Raw genomic sequence first — 13,018 nt, forward strand, 5'->3', positions numbered from 1 at the left:
GCCGCCAGCGATACGGGCAGGTGGTCCATCTGGCGCGCGGCGGCATGCAGCGAAGGGCGCAGCCCCAGGGAAACCAGCGACATCAGCTCGACGACGGTGGAAAACAGCAGCTCCCGGGGATACTGGCGCTGCCGGTTGGTCTCGAACACTTCGTCGACCCAGGCAGCCGGCATCGCCCGTTCCAACACCAGCCGTGCCATGACGCTGGCCGGTGCCTGCTTCTCGAATCGCGCCAGAATCTCGTCCCACACCGCCTTGCCCTCTTGATGGTTTTAGGGAAGGGAGTTTACGTAAAGACCTTGAAAGGGGTGCCATTGAGAGGGTCGCTCCCCCGTCGTTTCCGGAGATTCTCCCGCCAGCGCTTGTGCTAGTCTGTCGGGCCTTTTCACCGACTGGAACTCCGGCATGAGCGAACTCAACCTTTCCACCGACGAAGCCCGCGTCAGCTATGGCATCGGGCGCCAGTTGGGCGACCAGATCCGCGACAACCCGCCGCCGGGGGTCAGCCTCGAGGCGGTGCTGGCCGGCCTGGCCGACGCTTTCGTCGGTCAGCCCAGCCGCGTCGAGCCGACCGCCCTGTCGGCCAGCTTCAAGGCGATCCGCGACCGCATGCAGGCCGAGTCCCAGGCCAAGTCCGAGGCGGCTGCGGCCGCCGGCGTCGCCTTCCTTGCCGAGAACGCCAAGCGCGAGGGCATCACCGTGCTGGCCTCCGGCCTGCAGTACGAAGTACTGACGGCCGGCGAGGGCCGCAAGCCGAGCCGTGAAGACCATGTACGGACTCACTACCACGGGACCCTGATCGACGGCAGCGTGTTCGACAGCTCCTACCAGCGTGGCCAGCCGGCCGAGTTTCCGGTCGGTGGGGTGATTGCCGGCTGGACCGAGGCCCTGCAACTGATGAACAGCGGCAGCAAATGGCGTCTTTATGTACCGAGCGAACTGGCCTACGGCGATCAGGCCATCGGCAGCATTCCGCCGTACAGCGTGCTGGTGTTCGACGTCGAGCTGCTCGACGTACTGTAAGATGCGGGTTCTGCGGCATGCCGCAGGCGAAAACGAAGAAGCCGGGCCCATCGAGGCCCGGCTTCTTCGTTCTGGCCGGCGCTGGAGACGTCAGTGGGTGCGGGCCACGGCGAAGCGGCTCAGCTCGATCAGGGCGTCGCGGTATTCGCCGGGCGGCAGGGTATCCAGGCAGGTGACGGCGCGCTCGGCGTGCTCGCGGGCCAGGCGGGCGGTGTAGTCCAGGGCGCCGGCGGCCTCCACGGCGGCGACGATGGCCGCCAGATCCTCGATGCCGCCTTTCTGGATCGCCCGACGTACCAGGGCGGCCTGCTCCGGGGTGCCTTCGCGCATGGTATAGATCAGCGGCAGGGTCGGCTTGCCTTCGGCCAGGTCGTCGCCGACGTTCTTGCCCAGGGTCTCGGCATCGCCGCGATAGTCGAGCAGGTCGTCGACCAGCTGGAAGGCGATGCCGAGCGAGTCGCCGAAGCGGCGCAGCGCTTCGGCCTGTTCGGTGCTGGCGCCGGCCAGAACGGCGGCGCCGTGGCTCGCGGCCTCGAAGAGCATCGCGGTCTTGCCGCGGATGACTTCCATGTAGGTCTCTTCCGTGGTGCTGGCATCGCGTACCTTGGACAGTTGCAGCACCTCGCCCTCGGCGATCACCCGGGTGGCTTGGGACATGATGCGCATCACCGGCATCGACGCCAGCTCGACCAGCATCTCGAAGCAGCGGGCATAGAGGAAGTCGCCGACCAGCACGCTGGGCGCGTTGCCCCACAGTGCGTTGGAGGTGGAGCGGCCGCGGCGCAGGTCGGAGTCGTCGACCACGTCGTCGTGCAGCAGGGTGGAGGTGTGCAGGAACTCGATGGCGGCGGCGAGCAGGCGCATCCGGTCGTCGCACCGGCCGAGGGCGTTGCCGCAGAGCAGCACCAGCAGTGGACGCAGGCGCTTGCCGCCGGCGGAAATGATGTAGTCGCCGATCGTTTCCACCAAGGGAACCCGTGATGTGAGCTGTTTGCGGATGATGCCGTCAACAGCGCTGAAATCATCCGCGATCACGCGGTAAAAGGCCTGGGGTTGCATCAACGCATCGAGCTCCTGATCAGTTGCCGCGGCATGCTAGGTGGCGGGGTATGGGCTGTCAAGGCAAGGGGCGGCGGTGCTTGCGCGGCCCTTGTCGCTTACGTACAATCGCTGGCCCTAACTTCCCTGGGTATTTCCCTGTCTTACGCAATTGCGCAGGCGGTCATCCGGTCTGCGCAGCCATGCCGGCCAACGACTCCTTATATAAAGCGCCGGGTGAGCAGGATCAACGGAGACATACCATGTACGCAGTAATCGTGACCGGCGGCAAGCAATATAAGGTTGCCGAGGGCGAATTCCTCAAGATCGAAAAGCTCGAAGTCGGTACCGGCGATGCAGTGACCTTCGATCGCGTGTTGCTGGTCGGCAACGGTGACGACGTGAAGATCGGCGCACCGGTGGTCGAGGGCGCCAAGGTGACCGCCGAGGTCGTGAGCCAGGGCCGCCACGACAAGGTGACCATCATCAAGTTCCGCCGCCGCAAGCACCACATGAAACACCAGGGCCACCGTCAGTGGTTCACCGAGATCAAAATCACCGGCATCCAGGCCTGACGCGCTTGCGTCGCCTGCATCCTTGAATCTGGAGTATTGAACTCATGGCACACAAAAAAGCTGGCGGTTCTACCCGCAACGGTCGCGACTCAGAAAGTAAACGCCTTGGCGTGAAGATGTTCGGCGGTCAGGCCATCAAGGCCGGCAACATCATCGTGCGTCAGCGCGGCACCCAGTTCCATCCCGGTTTCGGGGTTGGCATGGGCAAGGACCACACCCTGTTCGCGAAAGTGGAAGGCGTGGTCAAGTTCGATGTGAAGGGTGCCTTCGGTCGTCGCTACGTGAGCGTCGTATCGGCCTGATCGCGGCATCGCCGGAAAAGCCCTGTCATGCGACGGGGCTTTTTTGTTTCTGTATCCTGTGTTCCTCGTTTCATTCAGCCCGTCCCATTGGCGGGAGGCGTACCCCATGAAATTCGTCGATGAAGTTTCGATTTTTGTAAAGGCCGGTGACGGTGGCAACGGCATGATGAGCTTTCGTCGTGAGAAGTTCATCGAGAAGGGTGGCCCCAACGGTGGCGACGGCGGCGACGGCGGCTCCGTGTACATGGAGGCCAACGAGAACCTCAATACCCTGGTGGACTACCGCTATACCCGCCGCTTCGAGGCGCAGCGCGGCGAGAAGGGCGGCAGTACCGACTGCACCGGCGCCAAGGGCGAGGATCTGATCCTGCCGGTACCGGTCGGCACCACGGTGATCGATGCCGGCACCCAGGAAATCATCGGCGACCTGACCCGTCCCGGGCAGCGCCTGCTGGTTGCCCAGGGCGGCTGGCATGGTCTGGGCAACACCCGTTTCAAGTCCAGCACCAACCGCGCGCCGCGGCAGACCACGCCGGGCAAACCGGGCGAGGCGCGGGATCTCAAGCTGGAGCTGAAGGTACTGGCCGACGTCGGCCTGCTCGGCCTGCCGAACGCCGGCAAGAGCACCTTCATTCGTGCGGTGTCGGCCGCCAAGCCGAAGGTTGCCGACTATCCCTTCACCACCCTGGTGCCGAACCTCGGGGTGGTCAGCGTCGGGCGCTACAAGAGCTTCGTGGTCGCCGACATTCCCGGGCTGATCGAGGGGGCGGCGGAAGGCGCGGGGCTGGGTATCCGCTTCCTCAAGCATCTGGCGCGTACCCGTCTGCTGCTGCATCTGGTGGATATGGCGCCGCTGGACGAGAGCGATCCGGCCGAGGCGGCGGAAACCATCCTGCGCGAGCTGGAGAAGTTCAGTCCGGCGCTGACCGAGCGCGAGCGCTGGCTGGTGCTGAACAAGGCCGACCAACTGCTCGACGAGGAGCGCGAGGAGCGGCTGCGCGCGGTGGTCGAGCGGCTCGACTGGCAGGGGCCGGTGTACGTGGTTTCCGCCCTGGAGCGCGAGGGCACCGAGGCGCTCTGCCAGGACATCATGCGCTACCTGGACGAGCGTGCCTTGCGTATCGCCGAGGAGCCGGAATACGCCGAGGCGCTGGCCGAACTGGATCAGCGCATCGAGGACGAGGCGCGCGCGCGTCTGCAGGCGCTGGACGATCGGCGAGCCCTGCGCCGCGCCGGCCTGAAGAGCGCCGAGGCGCTGGAAGACGAGGAGGACTTCGACGACGAGGACGACGGCGACGGGCCGGAAATCTTCTACGTGCGATGATCCTGTGGGGCGGACGGGGTCCGCCCGCGATTGGCGGCGGGGTCGGGCTCGCCGTCTGACTGACTGAGCGGAAAGGCTGAGATGATGCGCGATAAGGTGACGGGTGCGCGGCGTTGGGTGGTGAAGATCGGCAGTGCCTTGCTGACTGCCGACGGTCGTGGTCTGGATCGTTCCTCGATGGCGGTCTGGGTCGAGCAGATGGTGGCGCTGCACGAGGCCGGCGTGGAGCTGGTCCTGGTCTCCTCCGGCGCGGTGGCGGCCGGCATGAGCCAGTTGGGCTGGGGTGCCCGGCCGAAGGCCATCCACGAGTTGCAGGCGGCGGCTGCGGTGGGGCAGATGGGGCTGGTGCGAGCCTGGGAGTCGAGCTTTGCCGAGCACGGTCGGCATACCGCGCAGATCCTGCTGACCCACGACGACCTGTCCGATCGCAAGCGTTATCTGAATGCCCGCAGCACCCTGCGCACCCTGCTGGATCTCGGCGTCATCCCGGTGATCAACGAGAACGACACCGTGGTCACCGACGAGATCCGCTTCGGCGACAACGATACCCTGGCGGCGCTGGTGGCCAACCTGGTGGAGGCGGACCTGCTGGTCATCCTCACCGACCGCGACGGCATGTTCGATGCCGATCCGCGTAACAATCCCGATGCGCAACTGATCTTCGAGGCGCGGGCCGACGACCCGCGCCTGGATGGCGCGGCCGGTTCGACCGGCGGCGCCCTGGGGCGCGGCGGCATGCAGACCAAGCTGCGTGCGGCACGGCTGGCGGCGCGCTCTGGCGCCCATACGGTGATCATCGGCGGGCGCATCGAGCGGGTGCTGGATCGCCTCAAGGCCGGCGAGCGGCTCGGTACCCTGCTGGCGCCCGAGCAGGGCATGCTGGCGGCGCGCAAGCAGTGGCTGGCCGGGCATTTGCAGATGCGCGGCACCCTGGTTCTGGATGCCGGGGCGGTGGAGGCGCTGAGCCATAACTGCAAGAGCCTGCTGCCGGTGGGCGTGAAGTCTGTGGTGGGCAATTTCCGCCGCGGCGAAATGGTCGTCTGCGTCGATCGGGAGGGGTGCGAGATCGCTCGTGGTCTGGTCAACTACAGTTCTGCCGAGGCGCAGAAGATCATCGGTCATGCTTCTGAGCAGATCGAGCAACTGCTTGGCTATGTCGACGAGCCGGAGCTGGTGCATCGCGACAACCTGATTCTGGTCTGAGGAGGCGGCATGCGCAGGATTTCGTGGCTGCTGGCGGCGCTGTTGCCGTCCCTGGCTCTCGCCGAGGAGATCGGCGAGGTGTCCACCGTCTTCAAGTGGTTCGGGCCGAACGACCGGATCGTCGTCGAGGCCTTCGACGATCCCAAGGTCGAGGGGGTGACCTGCTACCTGTCGCGTCCCAGGACTGGCGGCGTCAAGGGTGGGCTGGGGCTGGCCGAGGACCGGGCCGAGGCCTCCATCGCCTGTCGTCAGGTCGGCAAGATCCATTTCCGCGAGGAACTCAAGGACGGCGAGGTGGTTTTCAAGGAGCGCACCTCGCTGGTATTCAAGAGTATGCAGGTGGTGCGTTTCTTCGACAAAAAGCGCAATACGCTGGTCTATCTGGTCTATAGCGACCGGGTGATCGAGGGCAGCCCGCAGAATGCGGTGACGGCGATTCCGATTCTGCCGTGGGGCGAGTGAGGCCGTAGGGGGAGCGGTGTCGCGTGCCTTACTCCCCGCTGCTCCCCGAAAATGCAGGCAATAAAAAACCGGCCGTAGCCGGTTTTCGCGGAACGCGTCGATCAGGCAGCGGCAGCTTCGCCGAGGGCCTTGATGTGGGCGTTCAGGCGGCTCTTGTGACGAGCGGCCTTGTTCTTGTGGATGATGCCCTTGTCGGCCATGCGGTCGATTACCGGAACGGCAGCGGTGTAGGCTACGCGGGCTTTGTCCAGGTCCTTGGCGTCGATCGCCTTGACCACGTTCTTGATGTAGGTACGAACCATCGAGCGCAGGCTGGCGTTATGGCTACGACGCTTCTCAGCCTGTTTGGCGCGTTTTTTGGCAGAAGGTGAGTTGGCCACCGTCAAGCTCCTCGAAACTGGGGGATACGAACAAATAAGGCCGCGAATCATGGCGAGATATGCTGGGGTTGTCAAGGGAGATGGTCGGTGCGCGTCGCGTTGCGGTGACCGCCGGCGGCCTCTACACTCGCGGCGCCGAGCCCATCCTCTTCCTGTCAGGTCCCGAATTCCGGTTTCCATGAATCTACTCAAGTCGCTGGCGGCGGTCAGCTCCATCACCATGCTGTCCCGCGTGCTGGGTTTTGTGCGCGATACCTTGGTGGCGCGCATCTTCGGTGCGGGGCTGGCCACCGATGCCTTCTTCGTCGCCTTCAAGCTGCCCAACCTGCTGCGGCGCATCTTCGCCGAAGGGGCCTTCTCTCAGGCCTTCGTGCCGATTCTCGCCGAATACAAGACCCAGCAGGGCGAGGAGGCGACGCGGACTTTTATCGCCTACGTCTCCGGCCTGCTGACCCTGGTGTTGGCGCTGGTGACGCTGCTCGGCATGTTGGCCGCGCCCTGGATCATCTGGATCTCCGCGCCCGGTTTCACCGATACGGCGGAAAAATTCGAACTCACCACCGTACTGCTGCGGCTCACCTTTCCTTATATATTGCTGATCTCGCTGTCGTCCCTGGCCGGGGCGATCCTCAACACCTGGAACCGCTTCAGCGTGCCGGCCTTCGTGCCGACCCTGCTGAACCTCAGCATGATCGGCTTCGCGTTGTTCCTCACCCCGTATTTCGATCCGCCGGTGCTGGCGCTGGGCTGGGCGGTGCTGGTCGGCGGCCTGCTGCAGCTGCTCTATCAGCTGCCGCACCTGAAGAGGATCGGCATGCTCGTGCTGCCGCGCCTGAACCTGCGCGATGCCGGCGTGTGGCGGGTACTCAGGCAGATGCTGCCGGCGATTCTCGGCGTTTCGGTGGGGCAGATCTCGCTGATCATCAACACCATTTTCGCCTCCTTCCTCGCCGCCGGATCGGTGTCCTGGATGTACTACGCCGATCGTCTGATGGAGCTGCCGTCCGGCGTGCTCGGCGTGGCGCTGGGGACCATCCTGCTGCCGGCCCTGTCGAAGACCTACGCCAGCCAGGACCACCAGGAATATTCGCGGCTGCTCGACTGGGGGCTGCGCCTGTGTTTCCTGCTGGTGCTGCCCTGCGCGCTGGCCCTGGCGATCCTCGCCGAGCCGCTGACGGTGGCGCTGTTCCAGTACGGCAAGTTCACCGCCCATGATGCCCTGATGACCCAGCAGGCGCTGATCGCCTACGCGGTCGGCCTGCTCGGGATCATCCTGGTGAAGGTGCTGGCGCCGGGTTTCTACGCCCAGCAGAACATCCGCACGCCGGTACGCATCGCCGTTTTCACCCTGGTGACGACCCAGCTGATGAACTTGGCGTTCATCTTCCCGCTCAAGCATGCCGGCCTGGCGCTGGCGATCAGCCTGGGGGCCTGCCTGAACGCCGGCCTGCTCTACTGGAAGCTGCGTCAACAGCGGCGCTTCGAGCCGCAGGCCGGTTGGGGGCGGTTCCTCGTCAGGCTGGTGGTGGCTGTGCTGGCGATGGTGGCGGTACTGCTCGGCTTGCTGGCGCTGATGCCGGCCTGGGAGCAGGGCGGGATGGCGGAGCGGTTCCTGCGCCTGGGCGTGCTGGTGCTGGCGGGTGTCGTGGCCTATTTCGGCACGCTGGCGCTGCTCGGCTTCCGGCTGCGGGACTTTTCCCGCCGGGCGATGGCATGAGCGGCCGTGTCCCGCCGGGAGGGCTGAGTCTTCCTGTGCGGGCGCTCGGGAACCGCGCACGGCCGGCGCTTTCGACGGTCGTCCTCCCCGTCCGGGGGCACCATTGGCGACCTGTTGCCCGGCGCCGGCTGTGCGTATAATCGGTCACTTTGCAAGCAAGATGTTTCCTATGCAGCTGGTTCGAGGCCTCCACAATCTGCGGCCCCAGCATCGGGGTTGTGTCGCCACCATTGGGAATTTCGACGGTGTTCACCGGGGCCACCAGGCGATCCTGGCGCGTCTGCGCGAGCGCGCGGCGGCCCTAGGCCTGCCCAGTTGCGTGGTGATCTTCGAGCCGCAGCCGCGGGAGTTCTTCGCGCCGCAGCGCGCCCCGGCGCGCCTGACCCGCCTGCGGGAAAAGCTCGAACTGCTCGCTGCGCAGGGCGTCGACCGGGTGCTCTGCCTGACCTTCAACCGCGGTCTGTGCGAGCTGAGCGCACAGGCGTTCGTGCAGCGCGTGCTGGTCGACGGCCTGGGGGTGCGCCACCTGGAGGTCGGCGACGACTTCCGTTTCGGCTGCGATCGCGCCGGCGATTTCGCGTTCCTCTGCCAGGCCGGTGCGGCCGAAGGCTTCAGCGTCGAGGCGGCGGTCACCGTCGAGGTGGACGGCCAGCGGATCAGCAGCACGCGGCTGCGCACGGCCCTGGGGCATGGCGATCTGCCGCTGGTCGAGCGCCTGCTCGGTCGGCCGTTCAGCCTCTGCGGGCGGGTCCTGCACGGCCAGAAGCTGGGCCGCCAGCTCGGCGCGCCGACCGCGAACGTGCAGCTCAAGCGCCGCCGGGTGCCGCTCAGCGGCGTATACCTGGTGAGCACCGAGCTGGACGGGCAGTTCAGGCCGGGGGTGGCCAACATCGGCGTTCGTCCCTCGGTGTCCGGCGATGGCCGTGCCCACCTGGAAATGCATCTGCTGGATTTCGCCGGCGACCTGTACGGTCGGCACCTGCGTGTCACCTTCCATCACAAGCTGCGCGACGAGGAACGTTTCTCTTCCCTGGAAGCGCTGAAATCGGCGATCGATGCGGATATCGCCGCCGCCCGAGCCTACTGGCTGGGTCAACCGCGTACTCATGAGCCCGAATGACGATGACCGACTACAAAGCGACCCTCAATCTGCCGGAAACGGCATTTCCGATGAAGGCCGGCCTGCCGCAGCGCGAGCCGGAGATGCTGCAGCGCTGGGACAGCATTGGTCTGTACCGCAAGCTGCGGCAGATCGGCGAGGGTCGCCCGACGTTCATCCTGCACGACGGCCCGCCCTACGCCAACGGCAACATCCACATCGGCCATGCGGTCAACAAGATCATCAAGGACATGATCGTCCGCTCGAAGACCCTGGCCGGCTTCGACGCCCCCTACGTGCCGGGCTGGGACTGCCATGGCCTGCCCATCGAGCACAAGGTGGAAACCACCTTCGGCAAGAACCAGCCGGCGGACCTGACCCGCGAGCGCTGCCGCACCTACGCCGCCGAGCAGGTCGAGGGGCAGAAGGCCGACTTCATCCGCCTCGGCGTGCTCGGCGACTGGGACAACCCCTACAAGACCATGGACTTCGCCAACGAGGCCGGGGAAATCCGTGCGCTGGCGAAGATGGTCGAGGGCGGCTTCGTGTTCAAGGGCCTCAAGCCGGTGAACTGGTGCTTCGACTGCGGCTCGGCGCTGGCCGAGGCGGAGGTCGAGTACCAGGACAAGAAGTCCGATGCCATCGACGTACTCTTCCCGATCGAGGACGAAGGCAAGCTGGCCGCCGCCTTCGGCCTGGCGAGCCTGGGCAAGCCGGCCGGCATCGTGATCTGGACCACTACTCCCTGGACCATTCCGGCCAACCAGGCGCTCAACGTCCATCCGGACTTCACCTATGCGCTGGTCGATACCGGCGAGCGGTTGCTGGTGCTGGCCGAGGAGCTGGTCGAGGGCTGCCTGGCGCGCTACGGACTGCCCGGCGAGGTGCTGGCCACCGCGAAAGGCGAGGCGCTGGAGCTGATCCGCTTCCGCCATCCCTTTTACGAGCGTTTCTCGCCGGTCTATCTGGCCGACTACGTGGCGCTGGATGCCGGCACCGGCATCGTCCACTCGGCACCGGCCTACGGCGAGGACGACTTCCGTTCCTGCAAGGGCTACGGGATGAGCAACGACGACATTCTCAGTCCGGTGCAGAGCAACGGCGTGTACGTCGAGTCGCTGCCGTTCTTCGGCGGCCAGTTCATCTGGAAGGCCAACCCGAACATCGTCGCCAAGCTCGCCGAAGTCGGCGCCCTGCTCAAGCACGAGAGCATCCAGCACAGCTACATGCACTGCTGGCGGCACAAGACCCCGTTGATCTACCGCGCCACCGCGCAGTGGTTCGTCGGCATGGACAGCCGGGCCAAGGACGGCACCACCCTGCGCGAGCGCGCCCTGACCGCCATCGAGCGGACCCAGTTCGTCCCCGCCTGGGGCCAGGCGCGTCTGCACGGGATGATCGCCGGGCGTCCGGACTGGTGCATCTCGCGCCAGCGCAACTGGGGCGTGCCGATTCCCTTCTTCCTGCACAAGGAAAGCGGCGAGCTGCACCCGCGCACCGTCGAGCTGATGGAGGCGGTGGCCCAGCGCGTCGAGCAGGCGGGCATCGAGGCCTGGTTCAAGCTCGATCCGGCCGAACTGCTCGGCGAGGAGGCCGCCCAGTACGACAAGATCGCCGATACCCTGGACGTCTGGTTCGACTCCGGCACCACCCACTGGCACGTGATGCGCGGCTCGCATCCCATGGGCCACGACCAGGGGCCGCGCGCCGACCTCTACCTGGAAGGCTCCGACCAGCACCGCGGCTGGTTCCACTCGTCGCTCTTGACCGGCGCGGCCATCGACGGCCATGCGCCGTACCGCGGCCTCTTGACCCACGGCTTCACCGTGGACGAGAACGGCCGCAAGATGTCCAAGTCCCTCGGCAACGTCATCGCCCCGCAGGAAATCACCGACAGCATGGGCGCCGACATCCTCCGCCTGTGGGTGTCGGCCACCGACTATTCCGGCGAGATGGCGGTGTCCAAGCAGATCCTCCAGCGCAGCGCCGACGCTTACCGGCGCATTCGCAACACCGCGCGCTTCCTGCTTTCCAACCTCAACGGCTTCGATCCGGCCAAGGACCTGCTGGCCGCCGAGGACATGCTGGCGCTGGATCGCTGGGCGGTGGACCGCGCCCTGCTGCTGCAGCGCGAGATCGAGGAGGCCTTCGACAGCTACCGTTTCTGGGTCGTCTACCAGAAGGTGCACAACTTCTGCGTGCAGGAACTGGGCGGCTTCTACCTCGACATCATCAAGGACCGCCAGTACACCTGCGCCGCCGACAGCGTGGCGCGGCGCTCCTGCCAGAGCGCCATGTACCACATCGGCGAGGCGCTGGTGCGCTGGATCGCGCCGATCCTGGCGTTCACCGCCGAGGAGATCTGGCAGTACCTGCCGGGCGAGCGCAACGAGTCGCTGATGCTCAACACCTGGTATCAGGGCCTTGCCGAGCTGCCGGAAGGCTTCGCCCTGGACCGCGCCTTCTGGGAGCAGGTCATGGCGGTCAAGGCTGCGGTGAACAAGGAACTGGAGAACCTGCGCGTGGCCAAGGCCATCGGCGGCAACCTGCAGGCCGAGGTCACCCTGTTCGCCGAGCCGGCCCTGGCCGAGCGCCTGGCCCTGCTGGGCGACGAGCTGCGCTTCGTGCTGATTACCTCCGTCGCCCAGGTCCAGCCCCTCGAAGCCGCTCCGGCGGATGCGGTGGACACCGAGGTCGCCGGTCTGCGGCTCAAGGTGGCCAAGTCCGCCCACGCCAAGTGCGCCCGCTGCTGGCACCACCGCGAGGACGTCGGCGTCGATCCGGAACATCCGGAAATCTGCGGCCGCTGCGTGGAGAACATCCAGGGCGAAGGCGAGGTCCGCCGACATGCGTGAGGCGCATGGCTGGGCAGGCGGGGCAGGGGGTGTCCGTCCATGACGTCCCGTTTCGGCAAGCTTCCCTGGCTCTGGCTGAGCCTGCTAGTGTTCGTCATCGATCAGGCCAGCAAGCTCTATTTCGAAGGCGCCCTGCGGCTCTACCAGCAGATCGAGATCGTGCCCGGGCTGTTCAGCTGGACCCTGGCCTACAACACCGGCGCCGCCTTCAGCTTCCTCGCCGGCGAGTCCGGCTGGCAGCGCTGGCTGTTCGCCCTGATCGCTGTAGCGGTCAGCGGCGTGCTGGTGGTCTGGCTCAAGCGTCTCCGCTCCGCCGAGACCTGGCTGGCCGTCGCCCTGGCCCTGGTGCTGGGCGGTGCCGTGGGCAACCTGTTCGACCGCGTGGCCTACGGCCATGTGATCGACTTCATCCTGGTGCACTGGCAGGATCGCTGGTTCTTTCCGGCGTTCAACTTGGCCGACAGTGCCATTACCGTGGGCGCCATCATGCTGGCGCTGGATATGTTCATCAGCAAGAAGTCCGGAGATACCGCCCATGACTGAACTGCGTATCGGTCCCGATCGGGAAGTCACCCTGCATTTCGCCATCAAGCTCGACTCGGGCGATCTGGTCGACAGCACCTTCGACAAGCGCCCGGCCACCTTTCGGATCGGCGACGGTAACCTGCTGCCCGGCTTCGAACTGGCCCTCTACGGCCTCAAGGCCGGCGACAAGCGCGCCCTGCCGATCGCTCCGGAGCAGGGCTTCGGGCGGCCCAACCCGCAGAACGTGCAGGTCATGCCGCGTAGCCAGTTCGAGGGCATGGAACTCTCCGAAGGGCTGCTGGTGATCTTCAACGACGCCGCCGGCAGCGAGATGCCCGGCGTCGTCACGGCCTTCGACGACCAGCAGGTCACCATCGACTTCAACCACCCCCTGGCCGGTCGCGAGCTGACCTTCGAGGTGGAAATCCTCAAGGTCAAGGCGGCCTGATCGACGAATTACGCTTTGCTGGAGGGGTTGCGCCGCTGCATGGCCAACCCACTCCATGACCCATTCG

The 13,018-nt window shown here is 66.0% G+C and carries 13 protein-coding genes and 1 pseudogene; 11 read left to right on the forward strand and 3 right to left on the reverse strand.

Going from position 1 to position 13,018, the window contains the following annotated elements; translation table 11 throughout:
• A pseudogene (locus BMY22_RS11765) lies at positions 1 to 200 on the reverse strand (IS4 family transposase); the annotation flags it as partial.
• A gap of 205 nt (positions 201 to 405) precedes the next feature.
• Here BMY22_RS11765 and bamJ point away from each other — a divergent pair.
• Positions 406 to 1,023 carry a BamJ family beta-barrel-assembly machinery protein gene (gene bamJ / locus BMY22_RS11770; RefSeq protein WP_090622156.1) on the forward strand — a complete coding sequence of 206 codons (618 nt, stop codon included), beginning with the start codon at positions 406 to 408 and terminating at the stop codon, positions 1,021 to 1,023.
• A 90-nt stretch (positions 1,024 to 1,113) separates the two neighbouring features.
• Here the strand turns inward: bamJ and BMY22_RS11775 are convergent, their stop codons facing one another.
• Positions 1,114 to 2,082, reverse strand: coding sequence for a polyprenyl synthetase family protein (locus BMY22_RS11775; protein ID WP_090622157.1), 969 nt, complete (start codon positions 2,080 to 2,082; stop codon positions 1,114 to 1,116).
• 242 nt (positions 2,083 to 2,324) lie between these two features.
• Between BMY22_RS11775 and rplU the strand changes: the two genes are divergently transcribed.
• The 5 genes from rplU to BMY22_RS11800 all read left to right on the forward strand — a co-directional run bounded on the left by rplU (position 2,325) and on the right by BMY22_RS11800 (position 5,927).
• Positions 2,325 to 2,636 carry a 50S ribosomal protein L21 gene (rplU, locus tag BMY22_RS11780; protein ID WP_090622159.1) on the forward strand — a complete coding sequence of 104 codons (312 nt, stop codon included), beginning with the start codon at positions 2,325 to 2,327 and terminating at the stop codon, positions 2,634 to 2,636.
• 44 nt (positions 2,637 to 2,680) lie between these two features.
• Positions 2,681 to 2,938 carry a 50S ribosomal protein L27 gene (gene rpmA, locus BMY22_RS11785; protein ID WP_090622161.1) on the forward strand — a complete coding sequence of 86 codons (258 nt, stop codon included), beginning with the start codon at positions 2,681 to 2,683 and terminating at the stop codon, positions 2,936 to 2,938.
• Between the two features lie 106 nt (positions 2,939 to 3,044).
• A complete protein-coding gene (cgtA, locus tag BMY22_RS11790; RefSeq protein WP_090622162.1) occupies positions 3,045 to 4,262 on the forward strand; it encodes an Obg family GTPase CgtA in 1,218 nt (405 codons plus the stop codon).
• An 84-nt stretch (positions 4,263 to 4,346) separates the two neighbouring features.
• Entirely contained in the window at positions 4,347 to 5,465 is a 1,119-nt protein-coding gene (proB, locus tag BMY22_RS11795) for a glutamate 5-kinase (RefSeq protein WP_090622256.1), read from the forward strand.
• Positions 5,466 to 5,474: 9 nt separating this feature from the next.
• Positions 5,475 to 5,927: a CreA family protein gene (locus BMY22_RS11800; protein WP_090622164.1), complete on the forward strand. Its 453-nt coding sequence runs from the start codon at positions 5,475 to 5,477 to the stop codon at positions 5,925 to 5,927.
• A gap of 101 nt (positions 5,928 to 6,028) precedes the next feature.
• On the opposite strand, the gene rpsT is transcribed toward BMY22_RS11800, so the two are convergent.
• A complete protein-coding gene (gene rpsT, locus BMY22_RS11805) occupies positions 6,029 to 6,307 on the reverse strand; it encodes a 30S ribosomal protein S20 (protein ID WP_090622165.1) in 279 nt (92 codons plus the stop codon).
• 178 nt (positions 6,308 to 6,485) lie between these two features.
• Here rpsT and murJ point away from each other — a divergent pair, with 178 nt between their 5' ends.
• From murJ to BMY22_RS11830, 5 genes are all read left to right on the forward strand, one after another.
• A complete protein-coding gene (gene murJ, locus BMY22_RS11810) occupies positions 6,486 to 8,024 on the forward strand; it encodes a murein biosynthesis integral membrane protein MurJ (protein ID WP_090622166.1) in 1,539 nt (512 codons plus the stop codon).
• A 169-nt stretch (positions 8,025 to 8,193) separates the two neighbouring features.
• Positions 8,194 to 9,144 carry a bifunctional riboflavin kinase/FAD synthetase gene (gene ribF, locus BMY22_RS11815; protein WP_090622167.1) on the forward strand — a complete coding sequence of 317 codons (951 nt, stop codon included), beginning with the start codon at positions 8,194 to 8,196 and terminating at the stop codon, positions 9,142 to 9,144.
• Between the two features lie 2 nt (positions 9,145 to 9,146).
• A complete protein-coding gene (gene ileS / locus BMY22_RS11820; protein WP_090622168.1) occupies positions 9,147 to 11,978 on the forward strand; it encodes an isoleucine--tRNA ligase in 2,832 nt (943 codons plus the stop codon).
• 39 nt (positions 11,979 to 12,017) lie between these two features.
• Positions 12,018 to 12,521: a signal peptidase II gene (gene lspA, locus BMY22_RS11825; protein ID WP_090622170.1), complete on the forward strand. Its 504-nt coding sequence runs from the start codon at positions 12,018 to 12,020 to the stop codon at positions 12,519 to 12,521.
• Positions 12,514 to 12,951 carry an FKBP-type peptidyl-prolyl cis-trans isomerase gene (locus BMY22_RS11830; protein ID WP_090622171.1) on the forward strand — a complete coding sequence of 146 codons (438 nt, stop codon included), beginning with the start codon at positions 12,514 to 12,516 and terminating at the stop codon, positions 12,949 to 12,951. Before lspA ends, BMY22_RS11830 begins: the two co-directional genes overlap by 8 nt.
• Positions 12,952 to 13,018 lie beyond the last annotated feature (67 nt).

Source organism: Azotobacter beijerinckii (genome assembly GCF_900110885.1).
GTDB classification, from domain to species: Bacteria; Pseudomonadota; Gammaproteobacteria; order Pseudomonadales; family Pseudomonadaceae; genus Azotobacter; species Azotobacter beijerinckii.

Coding starts and splice junctions, on each gene's coding strand:
- bamJ (WP_090622156.1), top strand. CDS start 406: ATGAGCGAACTCAACCTTTCCACCGACGAAGCCCGCGTCAGCTATGGC.
- BMY22_RS11775 (WP_090622157.1), bottom strand. CDS start 2,082: ATGCAACCCCAGGCCTTTTACCGCGTGATCGCGGATGATTTCAGCGCT.
- rplU (WP_090622159.1), top strand. CDS start 2,325: ATGTACGCAGTAATCGTGACCGGCGGCAAGCAATATAAGGTTGCCGAG.
- rpmA (WP_090622161.1), top strand. CDS start 2,681: ATGGCACACAAAAAAGCTGGCGGTTCTACCCGCAACGGTCGCGACTCA.
- cgtA (WP_090622162.1), top strand. CDS start 3,045: ATGAAATTCGTCGATGAAGTTTCGATTTTTGTAAAGGCCGGTGACGGT.
- proB (WP_090622256.1), top strand. CDS start 4,347: ATGCGCGATAAGGTGACGGGTGCGCGGCGTTGGGTGGTGAAGATCGGC.
- BMY22_RS11800 (WP_090622164.1), top strand. CDS start 5,475: ATGCGCAGGATTTCGTGGCTGCTGGCGGCGCTGTTGCCGTCCCTGGCT.
- murJ (WP_090622166.1), top strand. CDS start 6,486: ATGAATCTACTCAAGTCGCTGGCGGCGGTCAGCTCCATCACCATGCTG.
- ribF (WP_090622167.1), top strand. CDS start 8,194: ATGCAGCTGGTTCGAGGCCTCCACAATCTGCGGCCCCAGCATCGGGGT.
- ileS (WP_090622168.1), top strand. CDS start 9,147: ATGACCGACTACAAAGCGACCCTCAATCTGCCGGAAACGGCATTTCCG.
- lspA (WP_090622170.1), top strand. CDS start 12,018: ATGACGTCCCGTTTCGGCAAGCTTCCCTGGCTCTGGCTGAGCCTGCTA.
- BMY22_RS11830 (WP_090622171.1), top strand. CDS start 12,514: ATGACTGAACTGCGTATCGGTCCCGATCGGGAAGTCACCCTGCATTTC.